The organism is Methanosarcina mangrovi (assembly GCF_052057765.1).
Lineage (GTDB): Archaea > Halobacteriota > Methanosarcinia > Methanosarcinales > Methanosarcinaceae > Methanosarcina.
Genome location: NZ_CP195120.1, coordinates 2,175,316 through 2,193,465, shown reverse-complemented (window position 1 = coordinate 2,193,465; position 18,150 = coordinate 2,175,316). Strand labels below are relative to the sequence as shown.

The window sequence follows — 18,150 nt, the reverse complement described above, 5'->3', positions numbered from 1 at the left end:
GAAAAGGACAGCGTACTGTTGCGATTACATCGCAACTACAAGAAAAATCATAGATTTTTCTGTCCCGAGGCGCAATTCGGGAAACTGAGAAATAAGTTCAGGTCGATTTTCAATAGTAGGAAAGAAATAATAAGAAGGGAATTTTTGGATGAGCTCTAATATCAGACCTGTGAGGAATAGCGGTTCCGGGGATGATTCCCTGCCCGAACCCATGCCACTTGAAGACCTTTTCCATAAATACGGAATTGAACGCAGCCATGCCGATAACGTAGCCCGGAACGCACTCGAACTTTTTGAAACCCTCGCTCCTGTCCACGGGCTGGGCCCCGAGTTCCGGACACTTGTGGAAACGGCTGCCCTTGTGCATGATACCGGGGTGGTTACTGACTTTGAGAACCATCACAGGGCAGGAAGGGATATCCTGCTTCGGCACCCTCCTGCCGAATTGCCTGAAAGGCTGTGGCCGGTTGTTGCCTGGACGGCTTTCCTGCATAAAAAGAGAGCTGGAAAAGAGAAGGTTGAGAAACTTAAGGGAAAAGCTTTCGGGAAAATGCCTGAAGATCTTCAGGATCTCACCCTGAAAGTAACTGCCCTTATCCGGCTTGCCGATGCCCTTGACTACAGCCGGATGGAAAGCAGGATAGGGAAAGCTACATTTAAAGGTCGTAAGGTCAGGTTCGAAATAATAGGGCAGGGGGCCGAAATAGATGCGGAAAGGATGTACAAAAAGGGGGACCTCTGGTCTCTGCTCTATGATACGGAACTTGAGTTCAAGCCGCGATCGAAAAAATCATGAAGGTTTAAATCACGAAGATTTAAATCAGAAAAACTTTATTTTTAAGTCCTGCTTTAAAGCAATACCTTAAGGTTTCTACTTTAAACTATACTTTATAATCCATACCTTGAAGCTATACTTTAAATCCTCACTGAAAAACCTGTTCAAAACATACTTTACTCACCGAATCATGTTTACTCACCGAATAGACCATATTCAAAACGTACTTTAAAGCCACCTTTTAAAAAACAAGCATTAAGTCTTGGAATCGGAAGATCTGAATGAGTTACCTGATACTTGTACGACACGGGGAATCCGGCTGGAACGTTGACGGCAGGTTCGGAGGCTGGGTGGATGTCCCGCTGACCGGAAAAGGGATAGGAGAAGCCCTGCTCTGTGCTGCCGAACTTGAGGAAATTAATCTGGACCTTGCTTTCACTTCAAAACTGATTCGGGCACAGGAAACTCTCTTTCTTATCCTTTCGAAACAGAAGAAGATAGGGGTCTTTGTCCATGAAGAAGCCGGTACAGGAGAGGACAGGACCGAAAGCGGAGATGAAGCCGGATCGGATAAAAAAGAAAATCGGTATTCATATCCCACCAAAACCGAAAAGAACCTGATCCCTATCTATTCCAGCGACGCCTTAAATGAACGCTATTACGGGATACTGCAGGGCAAGAAAAAGGACAGAATGAAAGAGAAATACGGGGAAGAACAGATCCTTCACTGGTGCCGGAGCTATGACGAAGGGCCTCCCGGAGGGGAAAGCCTCAAGGACATCTACGGACGTGCGGTCCCCTATTTTGAAAAGGAGATCCTTCCTGTCATTCAGGCCGGAAAAAATGTAATTGTCTGCGCTCACCAGAATAGTTTGCGGGCGCTGATAAAACATATTGAAGGGATTTCCAATGAAGGCATCCGCAAAATCAGGCTGGCCAATGCAAGGCCCGTGATCTACACGTTTTCCAGGGGCATGCTGGTCCGGGAAAATGCGGAAATGGACCTGTCAGTGAAAAGGAATCTCTGAGTTCTTTTCTCGGGCCCGTCCGGATTTGCCTCTAATCAGTTTACCTCTGCTCGTTCACTTTTGCTGATTTGCCTTTGCTGATTGTCTTTGCTAATTTGCTGCTATCTGGTTTACTGTTGCTGTTGCCTCCGGCCAAAAAAGCATGGAGGACGGGTTAGATGTAGCCCATGGGCATGATATAAAGAGGGTCTTCATTTGCGGGCATTTTGAGGACTTTTTTTACCTCCTCATCTTCAAAAGCCCCCACTGTACAGGTCCCTATTCCCAGTTCGACCCCGAGCAGATACACGTTCTGGGCTGCATGCCCGGCTTCCATATGTGCGTATCTTAGGCCCCTTTTTCCGTATTTGCTTGTTATGCGCGGGTAGATTACAGAGATAACAAGCGAAACAGGGGCGTTTATGATCATGCTCTGAGAAAGAGCGGCTTCCGAGAGCTTTTTCCTCATATCGCCAGGGATTTCCTGGATAAGGGAATGTTCTTCCGTAACGTATCTGTAGATACCGGGTTCAAGCCCGCTACCCTCTCCGATTACGATATGAACCTCAAGCGGGTAAAGTGCGCCTGCTGAAGGTGCCGTTCTTAACCCTTCTTTTGAACTGGTCCCCTGGGTTGCCCAGAGGAAACGAGAAATGAGTGATTCGGAAAGTTCTCTGTCAGCGTATTCCCGTACGGATCTCCGTTTTGCAATAAGTTCCTCTATGTGGCTTCTACTTCCGGCATCCGGCTCGGGCAGTTTTACCTTCATTGGCAGGTCACTAAGATTCTGATTTCCCATATTTGTCCCCCCAAATTTTGATGCAAAATTTTTATTTCTTATAGCTTTTGTTTCTGGTGCTTCGGTTCTTATTATTTTTGTTCCTGGCATTTCAGGTTCTTATTACTTTGTTCCTAATTTTTTATTTTGTGAAGTTTCAGTTTTTAATATTTTACTTCGCCATGTTTCAGTTCCTGACATTTTATTTTGTTATCTTCTTCATTATATCTTCCGAAATTCTGTCCGGGGTCCAGGGAGGGTCCCAGACAAGCTCTACTTCGGCTTCTTTTACCCCTTTGATCGCTTCGACCTTTCGCTTTACGTTTTCAGCAATAAGCTCTCCCATGGGACAGCCACGTGAGGTCAGTGTCATTTTTATGTGTACCCGATCTTCTTTTATCTCTATACCGTAAACAAGTCCGAGATCAATAATATTGATCGGAATTTCGGGGTCGTAGCAGCTCTTCAGAACCTCAATAACTTCTTCTTTAGTAACGATAGTACCATCCCCCTCAAAGCGTAGATCTGCAGCAATTTTATGTTCCTTACTAAATAAAATGGTGGACAAAATTAAATATATTTCCCGAAAACTTCTGAATGGGTTATTTTCCGGTTTCAACGTATACTTCCAGCAATGAAATTGTTCAAAAGAGGACTTCCCGATGAAGGGTTCATTGAAAAGCAGGCTTTCTCGGAAACCGGGATGTTAAAAAAGGAGTTTTCGAATTATCTCAGCTGCACACCAGGGCCGGATTTGGTGTGGTAGATATGGTAGATATTGTAGATATTGTAGATGTGGTAGATATGGTGGTAGATAGTATTTTTGGGCTTTTATCCCGGCCCTGTCATGTGCAGTTTCTGGTTCCAGACGTTGCGGTACTTTTTTTCGGTCTGTTTGGGTCTATTCGCGTGAGTGCTGATATGTGCCCTATCAGGGTTCACATTGTTGGAACCAAAGTACTGGTGTGAGCTGTCTTTTGATCTGTAGCTCACCAGCTTATAATATATTTCTCGTGGTTTTAACCCTCTCCGAACAGAATAATTTCGGCAGACTTATATATCAGGAAAATAAGGAAGCTCCAAATCCTCTCAGCCGAACTACTTATTAACTTAAATCTTTTTTTGAGTTTATCCAAATTTTCGTAATCTTCTGGCTGTATCCCCAGAATGTGGTCTGATTGTTGCAGGGGATAAACCTATATATTAGTTTTTTTAAATTGAAATTACTTCTATCTGTTGACATCTGCTTGAAAAAGGATTTGGCGGATTTTTCTCTCTTTTGTGATCTGATCGGAAAAGAAGATTCAAAATTGCTGTCTATTCTTATCGAATAATTTCTTTAGTTTCTTTAGTTTCTTTTCGTCCCTTCTTATTCCTCAAGCCTGGGCCGTGAGAGCGCGATCAGGATTTCCTGTCCTCTCCACGAACCTTTGCTGAATCTGGTTTCAGCAAAAATCTCGGTTCCTTTCCTGGTAACAAAGGGCACGCTGTACAGGGATGTTTTTCCGTCAAGAATTTCAGAAAAGTTTTTTGCGGCTTCAAGGACCCGGTTCTGGGGATGGAAGGAAAGGATATTCTTTCCCATGAGTTCCTTTTCGGTATAAGAGAGGCATTTGCGGAAGGCAGGATTGGAGTGGACGATGCAGCCTTCCTGATCCACTATGAAAAGGAAGTCCTTTATGCTTTTAAATAGCCCCTGAAAATCACTGCTGATCTGCTGGAGTTCTGCTTTTTCTCTTATTCTGGATATCTCGTTTCCGAGTTCAAGGGCAATGGTTTCAAGCTGTTTTCTGGAGCTTTCGGAAATCTCATCCGCTTTGTGGGAACTGAGCTGCATGACTGCCACTAAACTTCCCCCTGAGAATACGGGAATGAAAGCCGCTGCCCTGAGTTTTTCTTCAGGGGGTATCTCAAGAGAAGCCATATTTTTAAGCTCAAAAAACTGCCTGTAGACAGGTTTTCCTATCCTGAACAGGTTTGTAAGCCCCTGGGCTTTTCCAAAACCTGAAGCCGCTTTTACAAAAGCAGGGGACAGCCCTCTGCAGGTCTTTAATTTCAGCTCGCCGCTTGCCTCGTCCATTAGATAGATGCAGCCTGAGTCCAGGGGTCCGGCCTCAAGCGCCAGGTCAAGGAGCCGCCTCAAGATTTCCTGCAGCTCATCGGTGGATGCCAGGGCAGTGCCCGTATCGCGGCGGATGCGCAGGAAGTCCGAACTCTGCTTTTTTTCAGTAACGTCGATAACGGTCCCGTACAGATATTCGACATCCCCTTTTTCATCGGAATGGATAAACGTCTGCTCGTTCACCCAGCGGACTTCTCCGGAAGCTGTGAGAATCCTGTACTCCTGGAAAAAGTTGTTTTTGCCTTCTTTATAGTTCCTGAACAGGTTATCCCTGACTTTTTCAATATCAAGGGGATGAATAATATCCTCATATGCCAGTTCCCCTGAGGTGAAAGTCCCTGCAGGATATCCGAAAAGGATTACGTTTTCAGTTATGAATTCCACAGGTCTCTTTTCCCTGGGACTGCTCAAAAAAACAACTATAGGGCTGCTGCTTACGATTAATTCCAGGACTTTATTCACTTTGAGGGAGCTTAAAAGATCCCTTTTAATTTGTTTCTGCTCGCTGATATCGCTTGCAACCGTAAGGACCGTGCTTCTGCCCTCATAATCCATTACTTGAGCTTCAACTTCCACCGGGATAAGAGTGCCATCTTTTTTCAGGTAGCTGGTCTCAAAGACGATCTTCCCTTTCTGGTATATCTTTTTGACCTGCCTGGAAAACTGATTTCCATACCTGGTATCAATGTTTCCGGGAGAAAGCTTGAGAAGTTCTTCCTTGCCGTACCCGAGGCTTTCACATGCCTTTTCGTTTGTTTCCAGGAATTTTCCCTGCCTGTCCATGATAATTATAAGACTGCGGCTTGCGTTAAGCAGAGAGCTGAACTTCTGCTTCTCCTGCTCAAGCTTTTCTGCAAGCTCTCTGCGGATGTTAATGTCCGAAACAATCCCGATGTAGCGGCTTATCCTGCCGTTTTTCCCGTACTGGATGAGCGTCCTGTCCTCAACCCGGCGAACCTCTCCATTTTTTGTAAGAATCCTGTATTCCAGGGTATAGTCAGTAATCCCTCGCTCGGAGTTGCTTATAACCCCGAAATTGAAAGCTTCGAGATCCTCGGGATGGATGATATCAGCATACAGTATTTTTCCTGCCCTGAAGTCGGCAGGTTCATATCCGAACCCGGAAACGTTTGCAGAAGTAAACTCTACCGGAAAGCCAGCCTCGGCTTTCCTTATGAAAATAACCTGCGGAATGCTCCCCAGGAACATTTTCAGCTCGTCTTTTGACTCAAAAAAGTCAGGCAGCTCCTTTTCAGGAAGCCCCTTACCCGTGAATTTGTTCTGAAGGCTTTTTTCCGTAATGTTGATCCCCTGTTGAAATTAATACTGGCTGAGAATTATACCGGCTGGAAGTTATATTTTCTATTTACTTTTTATAATAATGATGCCTATTAAATAAAACTGTTCTTTTTTGTCACAGGGAAATGATATTTAAGGCCAATTCAACCGGAAGAGCAATTTATTGACCTCCAGAAAATGATTGAATGAGGGACAAAACGGGATTTTGAACGGAGGTTTTGAATGTGAAATTATATATAAAAATCATCTTAATTACTCTTATTGTGAACTAAACACAATAGGGGAGTGAAGTATGGCTGATAAAGCAGATAAAGTTTCTGAAAATGTTCCAGGACCTTATTATTGTGACTATGAATGTATCGCGTGCCACCTGTGTGTGGATACGTCACCAGAGAACTTCAAAATGAATGATGATGACTCTAATGCTTATGTATATAAGCAGCCTGAGAATGATGCGGAAAAGGAAGCCTGTGAAGAGGCACTGGAAGCATGTCCGGTTGATGCAATCGGCAATGACGGCTAAAATGGCTTTTTTTATTTTGGCCTACTTAATTAATTTTTTCAATTTGCCGGTTTTAGTTTAAGCAGTTTCTCTGGTTACCCGCAGTTTTTCCACAATTCTTATGCACAGGTTTTACGCATCTTTTGTCCTATTTTTTTGTCCTATCTTTTACCTTTCTTTATTCGATCAGTCCGATTTCGGAATAGATTCTGGAGAGCCCCTGGAGGGTGGAATACCCTTTTCTTGTGATGATGTAGTCCCCGCGCTCGTTTCGCTGTAAAACCATGCCTGTGTCGAGCAGTTTCTGCAGGTGGAAGAGCAGGTTTCCGCCGCGAAGCCCGGTGAGTTTCGAAAGTTCGGAGAAGGTCTTACTTTCCCCTGAAAGGGCTTTCAGCATCAAAAGCCTCTGTTTATTTGCTACAGGCTCGCAGACCTCAGAGACTATCCTGTCAGGCTCGATTGCACTGATATCACCTTTTTCGTCCTCTTCTTCTCTGTCTTCATAGATCTGAAGGGAGCGCATAAGGTTTACCTGTTTTTCAAAAAGGTTGCTGGCTTCTGAGAAGCACCTGCTGCATTGAGGTTTTTTTGCTTCTTTCTTGAATTCCTCAATCCTGTCCCTGTACATTTTTACAGTCTCGGCATTGACCCTCCCTTTTCCAACAAGTCCTGCTGTTTCCTGTAATATATCTTTAAACGCAGTTTCACAGAATTCCCTCATCCCGCAGTCCCGCGTCATCTGGTTGCTCATCCGATCATTTGCGTCCTCGCAGAGGTAATCAACCATGGGTTTCATGAAACTTTTCCGCATCTCCTCAAGCATGCCCTCGATATGCTGCTGGTTTGCCCGCTGGAGGAATCGGGAAAATTCGTTCCGGAGGGAGGTAACTTCTTCTTTTATGGAATGCAGTTCTTCGAAGTAATTACTCTCAACATCATATTTCAAAAAATAGTCAGGGACACTTTCAAGTGGACCTATGGGTTCCCTGCTTGTTGACTGGCTATTTTTTCCGCCCAGGTTCTTGCTTTCTGTAAGGGGTTCGGAGTTCATGTCAGGTACTTCCTGTGCTATATTTTGCATTGAAAATGTTTTAACTTTTTCGTAAACTTCTTCTTTTTTATTTTGTACTTTCTCATTCAAGGGTCATTTTTCTGTACTGCGCGCTATTTGTACATAATCATGACGCTTAAATATATATGTATTCTGCACATTTTTAAAATATGAAAACTATATATTTTATAATATATGGAGGCATCGATATATGAATATAGATGAATATCACGCCGCATGGAGGCGGTTTTGTCGCCCCTCGGTATACGAAAAAGTACAGTCTACACAGGAAGAAGAATGCGTAATGCCAAGTTTTGTCGACACTGACGACTACACGCACCCCATTACCGCTTTTGTTTTGAACGCGAGTGATGAACAGCTTGAAGCCTTCAGCTACCTCGATCAGTGGATGCAACACTACGGTATCCGGTTCTGCAACTCCGATTCCTGCGAGTGCGAACACACAGAAGCTTTCTACGGAGCCTTACGGTTTGCGAGCCAGCGTCTTGGTACGGATTAAGTAGATACACAACCCCCAAATCTGCTGTAGTGAGACTGATTTTTAGCCGTTTTTAATTCCTACACACCACAACATACGGCAAGTGTATACCTACTTTATTCGCATAGGGCTTGTGCAGCCTGGTGGATAAACTGCCATTTACCCTTCAGGCATCAAGTCCTAATATTTTTAGGTTTGCCCACTTATCAATATTTTTCTATATTGACCCGCTTTTTTATAATAAAAATTATTATTTTTACTATTTATATATTACGCCCATATTTTCAATACGTCCTGCAATCTGACTCAGATTTTTTCGGCCCCAGAATTCCTGGAAAGGTCCTTTCCTGCTCCCAGAAACCTTTCTCAGCCTCTGAATTTGTTCACCTTATCTTTCGCATATCCCCCAAAATATTCAGGAATGTCGTGAAAAATTCCTTGAAAAGGGTTTGAAAGAAATAAAAAAAAATCCGGAAAAAAGTCTGGAAAAAAAGTCTGGAAAATAAGGTTAAAACATAGGTAAATATATCACAAATGTCCTCTTTTTTAAATTTTTAAGGTCATATTTCTATACAAAAAAAGGGTATGTACATAATTATGACGCTCAGGTATATAAATCTGTACTCTTATTCACTGTATGGTGATAATTCGTGGAGTTAGAAGACCTTAACAACTTCGTACAGACTGCAAATGAAGAACAGCTCAAAGCCTTCGGCTTCCTTGGCCAGTGGCTGATGGAAAACAGCCCCAAGTACTGCACCTGCGCCTGTAAGTGCAACCAGAACTGCGAGATCGCAAAGTCTCTCGGTGGTGCCCTTATGGCTGCCGGGCAGAAGCTTCAGGGCCAGTAAATGAATGAGTAAGCAGGATTCCTACCAGAGTTCTGCTGTTCCTTCATTTTCTCCTTTATGTTTTATTTTTCAGCTTTGAAACGTTATAATTAGAGTTTTTACGGGTTTCGTTGCTATTTTTTATGCTGTCCTGTATCCTTTAAACCGTTTCCAAAACAAATCTGCCATATAAGCCTGCCGGATAAGCTGAATTTACAACACATTTATTGCCTGGACGATATATAAAATATAAATAAAATTATAAAACTATAAATTTTGAAACTATCAATCTTAAATTATGATTCAAGGGGGAATTTTGTATGGAACCAACAGCCTCAGATTGGATTAACTTCTGGGACGCAAACACTTTTGCAGTGATTACCGACAATACAAAGCCAGCCATGAAATGGACCGCCTCGGAACTCAAAAAGCAGGGCAAAAAAGTCTATGTCGTTGACCTCTCCGATAAACCCGACTCCAGCTCCCTGAAAAATGTTTCCGAACTCCCGACCGGCCTCGACCGTGCCATCATCGGCATAACAAAATCCGAACCCGGAGACCTGATCCCCGTCCTGAAAGAAAAAGGTGCCAAAAAAGTCTGGATCCACTGGAAAACCGAAACCGAAAAAGCCCTCGGCGCCTGCATGGACGAAGAACTCGAATACCTGGCAGGCCGCTGCCCGATGATGTACCTCGGAAGCGGGTTGAGTATACACGGGGTGCACAGGACGATTGCAAAGATGACGGGGAATTATTAAAAAAGACTGATCAAACCCGACAATAAAAGCAAACACTTTACTAACAAAAATTAAAGCAAAAAATTTCCCGGAATCCCAAAATTCATCCGGAAAAGTTCAAAAATTATAAATCAGAAGATTTGTCCGGGCTGTTTATTTGGACAGCTCTTCCTCTACTTCTTCGGCTCCTGCTTCGAGTTCCTCTTTTTGCTGGGTATCGAAGCGGAGTAAAAGCGTCTGAAACTCCCCGATATGGGTTTTTTCTTCCTTTGCAATGTCTAGGAGGATTGTCCTTATATCCTTATTTTTGGTAAGAGCAGCCATCTGCTCGTAAAGGTTTACGGCATCAAGCTCGGCAATAATCCCGGCTCTGAGAATTTCCTTATCGATATCGTCTTCAGATATACTTGCAAGGTCTATAGGAATTTTTGATAACAATTTATTCACCCCTGCTTACTATATATGGAGATCTAATTATAAATATTTTTACCAACTCAATAAATTTTTTAACTTCCTCATCAACCTTTTTATTTATCAACTGTCTTATTAATTTACCTTAACTCCGTCTTTACTTCTTCGGTGTATTTGCAGGGTATCAGGATCAGCCGTAACTGATCCTGTAGATTGCATTATTTTTATCATCCGACACGAGCAGAGCTCCGTCAGGCATTACAAGGACGTCCACAGGCCTCCCCCAGGCTGCAAGGCCCTGGAGCCAGCCGTCGGCAAAGGGTTCATAGCTTACAGGAGTTCCGTTTTCCAGCCTGACGAGGGTAACCCGGTAACCGATAGGAATTTTCCTGTTCCAGGAGCCGTGTTCGGCAATAAAGATCTGATTTCTGTATTCTTCGGGGAACATCGTACCTGTGTAAAAGGTCATCCCGAGGGCAGCCACGTGCGGGCCCAGTTTCTGTTCAGGCGGGGTAAACTCGGAGCAGTTCCGGAGGTCACCGAATTCCGGGTCAGGGATGTCGCCTGCGTGGCAGTAGGGGAAGCCGAAGTTCATTCCGGGCTCGGGCGCCCTGTTGAGTTCGTCAGGGGGAAGGTCGTCCCCGAGCCAGTCCCTGCCGTTGTCGGTAAACCACAATTCTTCGGTTTCGGGGTTCCAGGCAAAGCCGACAGAATTCCTTATGCCGCTTGCAAAGATTTCGAGCTGGCTCCCGTCAGGTTCCATCCGCATGATCGTCCCGTAGCGTTCGTCTTCCTGTTCGCAAATATTGCACGGCATCCCCACAGGCACGTACAGCTTTCCATCGGGCCCGAATTTGATATATTTCCAGCCGTGTGCGCGGTTGGAAGGGAAATCAGCATTGACCACAACCGGCTCGGGAGGATTTTCAAGCCTCGCTTCGATGTCATCATAGCGGATCACCCTGGAAACTTCAGCCACATACAGGGAGCCGCTCCTGAACGCCACCCCGTTTGGCATATTCAGGCCCTCGGCAAGCACGATTACTTCATCGGCTTTATTGTCCCCGTTCCGGTCAGGAAGGGCATAGACCTTTCCGGCGCTCCGGCTTCCCACAAAAAGGGTTCCGTTCGGGCTGAGGGCCATGGACCTTGCGTCTTCAACATTTTCGGCATAATAATCAATGGAAAAACCGGGCGGAAGCTCGATACAGCCAATCCCTACCTCGTTTTCCCCGCAGTTATCGAGCGGCACGGTTCTCAGGACGGCATAAGCTGCAAAAATAAGGACAACAAGAGCAAAAAAACCTAGTATTATCTTTATTCCCTTCATTTTTCCTCCCATTTTACCTGAAATCCGTTATCATCCGGGATTCATATTGATTCATAATATTTGGGATTTATAATATTTGGGATTTATAATATTTGGGATTCATAATATTTGAGATCCATACCATTTGAGATTCGTATCATTTGGGATTCATATCATTTAAGATTCATTGCAGCGTTGAGAAGTTCTTTTTCAGTCTCCGGGCTGGCGTATCCTTCCCCTTTCCAGCGAACGACACCCTCGGGGTCCAGTAAAAAAACGTGGGCAAGGTTCGTATTTTCCATTCCCAGGGCTTCCTGGTAACCGGAATAGTCCCCATAAAGGGTGACTACACTATCGTGTTTCTCCACAGGTATCCCTCCTCTCATCCCGGCATCAATCATCCAGGAGAGGACTTTCCAGCCGGTATTTATCATAGGGACTTCGTAGACTACGAACCTGCTGTCTTTTCCGAACTCCTGCTCAAAAGGGTGAGCCCAGGAATCAACCATGCTCTGCGCACTTCGAATAAAAGCGATACAGACAAGTGCTACTTTTCCTTTCACGGCATCCGGAAGGGTAACAACCCTACCTGCAAGTGACCTGGATGTAATTTCAGGAAAATGCTGTCCTATGATCTCGTTTCCGGCTATTTGACTGTCCTGTTCTGCTTGAATAAAATCCCCCCTTATTCAGGTTAAAAATAAAAGATTCAGCTTAACACCCATATTATCCCATATTATAATTCACTATTAATACAGAAATGCTTTTTCAAAAGGGGCTGATAGGAAGTTATATTTAATATTCCCATCTAAGGTAAGGATGTCCATTTCATACGACGGAAAGGGAGCCGCAGCACTCTGTATGAAGGGGCTGTCGCATTGGAGCCAGCAGGGAAGGCTGTCAGTGTTTTATTTATCGCTTTGTGACAGCCCGATTCATACTTACCCGAAGGTTCATATTCACCTGACTTTACATTTTGTGGTGATGAGTTAATGAGGATGAAAATTGCGCTGGCGTTGACATCAGTTGTTTTTATGATGACATGGGTCACGGGTTTTGTATCCGTTATATCCCGCTCCATGTCTGTCACAACAGCGGAGGTCATAACATCCGATTTATTTTTCATTGCCATCATCGAATTACTGAGCCTTATCTCTCTTTTCGGTTCCCTGCTTTTCTTGCTGGAAGCCAGAAAAACTCTCTCCCGATGGTATCTGACAATTCCCCTATGTGTTTCCATATTTTTATTCATTATAACGAATTTTCTGGTCTATTCCGATGAAAAATCCTTTCTTGGTGCCCCGGTAAGTACAGTGGAGACGCTCTGGCTGGTTATACTGGCATTACTGTCCCCTAGCTCCGTATTCTTTTTTTTATCCTCAAATGGACATGACGGTTCCATGTACGTATATGTTGCAGTTTCATTTGCAGTCAGTATTTTTTCTATTTTTTTCCTTTTTCTCGCCCTCCGAGAGATTTCAAAATGGTCAAGCATTGATGGGGTGCTGTTGCCTCTGATTTTTTACTGGGATATCTGCATGCCAGCTATAGGAGTTTGCTTCTTATCGAAAGCGACAATGCACAGGACTAACAATGATGAACAGGAGTCCTGACTAAAAAAGGACTCTGAACAGAGAAAGGAATCCTGAACATGAACAGGAGCGTTGAACATGAACAGGAGCGTTGAATAGAAGGAATCCTGAATAGGAAAAAGAGCAATGAATATTCTACTGAGATTACTTTTTAAACCGGATGTATTAATACTTTCACCCTACTCCCTCAAGCCTTTTTTACATGTTTTATTCTTATTCCTATGTGATGCCTGCCCCCAATTCCAAAACGAACGCATCCGAAAGGCGAATCACCTTTCATGTCGATATGGACAGCTTTTTTGCGTCTGTAGAGGTAAGAGAGAAGCCCGAACTGAAAGGGCTGCCCGTAGTTGTGGGTTCTGACCCTAAAGGAGGGTCCGGAAGGGGAGTTGTAAGCACCTGTTCTTATGAGGCAAGAAAGTATGGAATCCACTCGGCAATGCCTATTTCCCAGGCTTACAGGCTCTGTCCGGGGGCTGTATTTTTACCTGTAAACATGAAACTCTATGCAGGGGTTTCGGCAAAGGTGATGGAACTTTTGCGGGGTTTTTCAGATAAGTTCCAGCAGGTCAGTGTGGATGAAGCCTATCTCATACCCGGACCTGAGATCAGGAATTTTGAAGAAGCTGCCCTCTATGCTCTCAGAATAAAAGATGAGATGCAGAGGCGGCAGGGTATCACCTGCTCTGTGGGGGTCGGGCCGAACAAGCTAATTTCAAAAATTGCTTCGGGTTTTCAAAAGCCTGACGGGCTTACAGTTGTCAGGCCTGAAGATGTCCGGGAGTTTCTCTTTCCTCTGGCGGTTTCTAAAATCCCGGGAATAGGAGAAAAGACAACCGAAACCCTGAATGAGATGGGAATCAGCAGGGTGGAAGAGCTTGCAAACTGCGATATCCAGCTGCTTTCGGAAAGGTTTGGAAAAATGGGGCTCAGGATGAAACAGCTGGCAAACGGGCTCGATTTTGAAGAGGTCGTTGAAAAGGAAGGTGTAAAATCAATCAGCAGGCATGGAACCTTTGCAGAGGATACGAATGACCCCGTGAAAATCTCCGGGTCCCTGGATATTCTCATAGAGAGCGTACACGGAGCTCTCCTGAAACACCATTTCCTGTTCAAAACCGTAACCCTTACAGTGCGTTTTGAGGACTTTTCCACGTATACGCGCTCAAGGACGCTCCCGATCTGGACTTCTGATATCTTCGTGATAAAAAGGACAGCCATGCAGCTTTTATCGGAATTTATTGGCAGGCGAAAATTCAGGCTTGTGGGGATAGGGGTCACAAAATTCAGAGAAAGGGATGAAAGGCAGACTCTGATTACGGATTTTCCTTAAGCGGCCTACTTTCAGGCGTCTAACTTTACATGGTTGACTTCCCTCCCGAATTGCGATTCGGCACCCTAGTTTCTCTTCGCTCGCTCAGGAGGACCAATTTAAAGGTTAGAGTAGTAATGTTCACTCGAGTGGAATCATTCCAATTTCTCTAGCCCATACAGCCATAAACCCACACAGCCATAAACCCATACAGCCATAAATCCACACAGCCATAAACCCATACAGCCATTAACCCATATAGCCATATTCTCTATACTGAGTCGTTTTTGTCTCGCTCGACGTGGGAGAACGGTCTTCTCAAAAATGCAAAAAAAGAAAAGAAGGAATTTCGGTCTTCATTTCTCTTTCACTTATTCATCTTTTTGCGAAGTACCGCCAGATAAGCTGGCGGGGGCGCTTATATTTATTTGTGATTTTAAATGGGGTTCCCCAGGTCATGAAAAGTATTCTTTGGATAGGGGAAACAGTTCCGAATTCAGCATCTTTTAATGAAAGTATAAAATTCGCCTATGCTTGAGAAGAACTCTTATGCTTATATAATTTTATAATACAAAACCAGATAATATCTGATGGAAAGGTACGTTCGAACGGCACTGGCTTTGCTTCTTATTATTGTTCTGAGTGCCGTTATCCTCTACGCAGTTCTTCCGTATATAAACTATTTTTTTGGAGGTTTTATTCTTCATGCAATCTTCAAGCCTCTCTACTATTTCTTCCTGAAAAGAACCCGGATTAACAGACAAATTGTGGCAGTCCTGGTAATAGTAATTTCCATCTTCCTGATCCTGATTCCTTTTTATCTTCTCCTGAACCTGATTATAAGCGAAATCCAGCAGCTTTTACTTGACCGGGAAGCTATTATTGCCTCCATCCAGTCCGGGAACCAGTTTGTTAACCGTTTTTTCTCAAGAATCGATCTCCCAGATCATGTTTTCCAGGAAAAGGTGGAGGAAAAGATAGTGGACCTGGCATCTGAGGCCATCAATTACCTTAGTATCCTTATTCTGGGCTCGATACAGAACATAAGTAAGCAGGTCATTGGTCTCCTGATAATGTATTTCCTATTTTATTATCTTTTAACGGAGGAAGATTCGGATTTCATGCAAAAAATCTTTGTGGCGGTCCCTTTCAGTAAACGGAATACAATTACTCTCCTGGAGGAGTTCAGAAATGTTGTCTGGACAACTCTGATAGCCAGCGGGGCTATTGCTCTGATAGAAGGCGGGATTCTGGCTATCTCTTTTTTTATTTTTGGAGTACAGGGAGCCTTTCTCTGGGGATCTATCGCAGCAATTCTTTCTTTCCTGCCCGTGGTCGGGACTCCCATGATCTGGGTTCCTGCAATAATCATTCAGCTGTTCCAGCAGGACTATGCAGCAGCAATAGGCATTCTTATGACAGGAATTTTCATAACCGTGACAGACAACAGCCTCTTCAGGCCTGTAATCCAGAAAAAAGTAGGAGAACTTCATCCTTTCCAGTCTTTGCTCGGGATCGTTATAGGAGTCTCCCTTTTCGGACTTGTGGGAATCATCATAGGTCCCCTCCTCCTGGCTTATTTTTACCTTACCGTAAAAATGTTTTCGGAAGAATACCTTTCGGACAGAGAATGAGCAGAATACTTTAAACTTCTAACTGGTTTATCATGGAAATTCATTCCCTGTCATAACTTATCAGGGGAATCCTGCAGATAAATTCGCTGCCTATTCCGGGATGGCTGAAGACAAGGATCTCCCCTCCCAGGAGTTTCACCATCTGGTCCACCAGAGTAAGCCCAAGGCCCGTCCCTTCGTATTTTCTGGTGGAGGAAGAGTCCACCTGTACAAAAGGATGAAAAATTTTTCTAATATCTTCTTCAGCAATTCCGATTCCTGTATCTTTAACGGAGAGCTGGAGCATGTCTCCGGTCTTTCTGGCATTTACCTTTACAAGGCCGCCTTCTTCTGTAAATTTGATTGCATTACTTATCAGGTTATAGAGGATCTGTAAAAATTTCCCCTCATCGGAATAGACGGTCGTGATCCCATCTTCGATTTCAAACTCAATCCTTATTTTTTTCTTTGAAAAAACCGGGAAGAGGATGTTTCTGATTTCGTCAAATTTTTCCTTAACAGAGAACTCCGTGCATTTGAATTCCATTTTTCCGGCTTCGATTTTCGAGAGATCGAGGATTTCGTTTATCAGCCTGAGGAGATGTTTTCCGCTTGTAGAAATGTTGCCTATGAACTTCTTTTGCTTTTCATTAAGAGGACCAAAACTTTCCTCTCTCAGGAGGTCGGCAAAACCTATTACCGAATTAAGAGGCGTCCTGAGCTCATGGCTCATGTTAGACAGGAACTCGCTTTTGCTTCGGTTTGAATTTTCGGCCAGAATTTTTGCCTGGAGCATTTTTTCTTCGGATTTCTTGACTTCCGTAATGTCCAGGATCGATTCTATGGCTCCGATGAGCTTTCCTTCTTTGTCCCTAACCGAGCCGATGGTCACGGACCATGTCTCCCCTTTCCATCTGTCATTATCTTTTATATTGATCTCAAAAGATTGGGTTTTTCCGTTTTTCAGAGCTTTTCTAACAAATGGGGCTAGAAAAGGGCTTTTATCGCCCCAGAGTTCGTGGTGCGTTTGGCCTGTGATCGCTTCAGCCCCCTCTCCGAAATATTCGTTTATCTTGCTGTTTGTCCAGACAATTCTGAGCTCGGAGTCAAGGTAAATTATCACTTCTCTAAGGGAATTCAGCAGAGCATGTTTCTCACTTTCCCTGTGCATAACCTCCTTCTGGGATAACTCCAGGTCGTGAAGCATACCGTTTATTCCCCTGGAAAGCCGGATAAACTCGTCTCCTCCCTTGATTTCAAGCCTCCTTGAAAGATTATTTTCTTCCCCTATGTCAGTAACGAAACTTTCAATTTCTGTCAGGTTGGAGATAATGAGGCGCTTGAGCAGGTAATTTGTTGCAATTGCCACGATTACGCATGCCAGGCTGAAAATAATTATGAAGAAAACTAGGTTATGTTTTCCCTGGGTATAAAGAGTTCTTGGAGAATTTACTTTTATGAGAATCCCGGGCTCCTCTTCAAGGTCTTTTATGCTGATGTAACCTGAAATCCATTTTTCGTCGATTACCTCTATGCTGTGCTGTTCGTGTATCTCTATTTCCGGGTTCTGAAAAGGAAAGCGGTCTTCAAAGTAAGAAGCGGGTTCAGGTTCAAAATCCACAATCTTCTCCAGTGTGACCTGAACTCCCTGAATCCCGGAAATCTTATTCAAAAGGGCTTCATCGACATACCTGCCCATGATAAGGGTTCCCCTGACGGGCCCGGAATCCGTACTTGTAAGTACAGGCCTGGAGCTGATAATAAGGGGGCCGTTTTCAGTCCGGATCAGCCCGCTTTTCTGATCCCCTGGGTGCCGGGCAAGCAGGTTCTCTCTCTCGGGGACTATCTTCTGGAGGTCAGAAGGCATTTGAAGTTTTTCTCCGGTTTCCGGATCTATGACTTTCTCATAAACAATTCCCCCTGAATTGTTCACGTAAAGAACGAGGTTGATCCCGGCTTTTGAAAAGATCTCATCCGTAAGGTAAGAATTTACATATGCCGGGTTTCCGTTTTCAATAAACTCGGAGGTTTTGTCCCAGGAAGCCCACTCATGGTTAAGGGAGGATATCCTTGAAACCTCACCCTGGAAATTGCTTTCTACAAGCTCGAGCTTTTCCCCTATGTCCTGCTCTTCAAGGTCCAGATAGCCTGATAACAGGATGGTTCTGGAGGCGGCTCCGGAAACAGCAATCAGGAATGCAAAAATAAGGCAAATTATGATCAGCGTTTTATCACTAACATTCATACTTACCGCTCAAAAATTCCAATGTAGGGCTTAATTCAATCATAACTTTTTTCTTGCGGTGAAGCTGC

18 protein-coding genes are annotated in these 18,150 nt (G+C 44.1%); 9 read left to right on the top strand and 9 right to left on the bottom strand.

Annotated features, from left to right (window positions below):
• The first annotated feature begins 148 nt into the window (after window positions 1-148).
• Both ACSAZL_RS09915 and ACSAZL_RS09910 read left to right on the top strand, forming a co-directional pair.
• Window positions 149-796 carry an HD domain-containing protein gene (locus ACSAZL_RS09915; protein WP_440948508.1) on the top strand — a complete coding sequence of 216 codons (648 nt, stop codon included), beginning with the start codon at window positions 149-151 and terminating at the stop codon, window positions 794-796.
• 260 nt (window positions 797-1,056) lie between these two features.
• Window positions 1,057-1,803 (top strand): histidine phosphatase family protein, encoded by a 747-nt coding sequence (locus tag ACSAZL_RS09910; protein ID WP_440948507.1) that lies wholly within the window; start codon window positions 1,057-1,059, stop codon window positions 1,801-1,803.
• Between the two features lie 154 nt (window positions 1,804-1,957).
• Here the strand turns inward: ACSAZL_RS09910 and ACSAZL_RS09905 are convergent, their stop codons facing one another.
• The 4 genes from ACSAZL_RS09905 to ACSAZL_RS09890 form a co-directional block, all read right to left on the bottom strand.
• Complete coding sequence (locus ACSAZL_RS09905) at window positions 1,958-2,581, bottom strand: SagB/ThcOx family dehydrogenase (RefSeq protein WP_440948506.1); 624 nt, start codon at window positions 2,579-2,581, stop codon at window positions 1,958-1,960.
• A gap of 181 nt (window positions 2,582-2,762) precedes the next feature.
• On the bottom strand, window positions 2,763-3,128 hold the full coding sequence (locus tag ACSAZL_RS09900; RefSeq protein WP_440948505.1) for a metal-sulfur cluster assembly factor: 366 nt from the start codon (window positions 3,126-3,128) through the stop codon (window positions 2,763-2,765).
• A 263-nt stretch (window positions 3,129-3,391) separates the two neighbouring features.
• The gene (locus ACSAZL_RS09895; RefSeq protein WP_440948504.1) at window positions 3,392-3,553 is read right to left on the bottom strand and encodes a hypothetical protein; all 162 of its coding nucleotides are present in this window, start codon (window positions 3,551-3,553) and stop codon (window positions 3,392-3,394) included.
• Between the two features lie 376 nt (window positions 3,554-3,929).
• The gene (locus ACSAZL_RS09890) at window positions 3,930-5,891 is read right to left on the bottom strand and encodes a PAS domain S-box protein (RefSeq protein WP_440948503.1); all 1,962 of its coding nucleotides are present in this window, start codon (window positions 5,889-5,891) and stop codon (window positions 3,930-3,932) included.
• A gap of 382 nt (window positions 5,892-6,273) precedes the next feature.
• Here ACSAZL_RS09890 and ACSAZL_RS09885 point away from each other — a divergent pair, with 382 nt between their 5' ends.
• Window positions 6,274-6,504, top strand: a complete 231-nt coding sequence (locus ACSAZL_RS09885; protein ID WP_440948502.1) for a ferredoxin — start codon at window positions 6,274-6,276, stop codon at window positions 6,502-6,504.
• A gap of 157 nt (window positions 6,505-6,661) precedes the next feature.
• Here ACSAZL_RS09885 and ACSAZL_RS09880 read toward each other — a convergent pair whose 3' ends face one another.
• Window positions 6,662-7,564 (bottom strand): winged helix-turn-helix domain-containing protein, encoded by a 903-nt coding sequence (locus ACSAZL_RS09880; RefSeq protein ID WP_440948501.1) that lies wholly within the window; start codon window positions 7,562-7,564, stop codon window positions 6,662-6,664.
• A 181-nt stretch (window positions 7,565-7,745) separates the two neighbouring features.
• Between ACSAZL_RS09880 and ACSAZL_RS09875 the strand changes: the two genes are divergently transcribed.
• The 3 genes from ACSAZL_RS09875 (at window position 7,746) to ACSAZL_RS09865 (ending at window position 9,621) form a co-directional block, all read left to right on the top strand.
• Window positions 7,746-8,054, top strand: a complete 309-nt coding sequence (locus ACSAZL_RS09875) for a hypothetical protein (protein ID WP_440948500.1) — start codon at window positions 7,746-7,748, stop codon at window positions 8,052-8,054.
• Window positions 8,055-8,683: 629 nt separating this feature from the next.
• Entirely contained in the window at window positions 8,684-8,884 is a 201-nt protein-coding gene (locus ACSAZL_RS09870; RefSeq protein ID WP_440948499.1) for a hypothetical protein, read from the top strand.
• Between the two features lie 299 nt (window positions 8,885-9,183).
• Complete coding sequence (locus ACSAZL_RS09865) at window positions 9,184-9,621, top strand: CoA-binding protein (RefSeq protein ID WP_440948498.1); 438 nt, start codon at window positions 9,184-9,186, stop codon at window positions 9,619-9,621.
• A 132-nt stretch (window positions 9,622-9,753) separates the two neighbouring features.
• On the opposite strand, the gene ACSAZL_RS09860 is transcribed toward ACSAZL_RS09865, so the two are convergent.
• From ACSAZL_RS09860 to ACSAZL_RS09850, 3 genes are all read right to left on the bottom strand, one after another.
• Window positions 9,754-10,038: a ferritin family protein gene (locus tag ACSAZL_RS09860; protein ID WP_440948497.1), complete on the bottom strand. Its 285-nt coding sequence runs from the start codon at window positions 10,036-10,038 to the stop codon at window positions 9,754-9,756.
• Between the two features lie 163 nt (window positions 10,039-10,201).
• Window positions 10,202-11,341 carry a PQQ-dependent sugar dehydrogenase gene (locus ACSAZL_RS09855; protein ID WP_440948496.1) on the bottom strand — a complete coding sequence of 380 codons (1,140 nt, stop codon included), beginning with the start codon at window positions 11,339-11,341 and terminating at the stop codon, window positions 10,202-10,204.
• Window positions 11,342-11,493: 152 nt separating this feature from the next.
• A complete protein-coding gene (locus ACSAZL_RS09850; protein ID WP_440948495.1) occupies window positions 11,494-11,883 on the bottom strand; it encodes a hypothetical protein in 390 nt (129 codons plus the stop codon).
• 429 nt (window positions 11,884-12,312) lie between these two features.
• On the opposite strand from ACSAZL_RS09850, the gene ACSAZL_RS09845 reads away from it, so the two are divergent.
• From ACSAZL_RS09845 to ACSAZL_RS09835, 3 genes are all read left to right on the top strand, one after another.
• Entirely contained in the window at window positions 12,313-12,933 is a 621-nt protein-coding gene (locus ACSAZL_RS09845; protein ID WP_440948494.1) for a hypothetical protein, read from the top strand.
• Between the two features lie 202 nt (window positions 12,934-13,135).
• The gene (dinB, locus tag ACSAZL_RS09840) at window positions 13,136-14,245 is read left to right on the top strand and encodes a DNA polymerase IV (protein WP_440948829.1); all 1,110 of its coding nucleotides are present in this window, start codon (window positions 13,136-13,138) and stop codon (window positions 14,243-14,245) included.
• A gap of 569 nt (window positions 14,246-14,814) precedes the next feature.
• Window positions 14,815-15,858, top strand: a complete 1,044-nt coding sequence (locus ACSAZL_RS09835) for an AI-2E family transporter (protein ID WP_440948493.1) — start codon at window positions 14,815-14,817, stop codon at window positions 15,856-15,858.
• A gap of 40 nt (window positions 15,859-15,898) precedes the next feature.
• On the opposite strand, the gene ACSAZL_RS09830 is transcribed toward ACSAZL_RS09835, so the two are convergent.
• A complete protein-coding gene (locus ACSAZL_RS09830) occupies window positions 15,899-18,082 on the bottom strand; it encodes a CHASE4 domain-containing protein (protein WP_440948492.1) in 2,184 nt (727 codons plus the stop codon).
• Window positions 18,083-18,150: the final 68 nt, after the last annotated feature.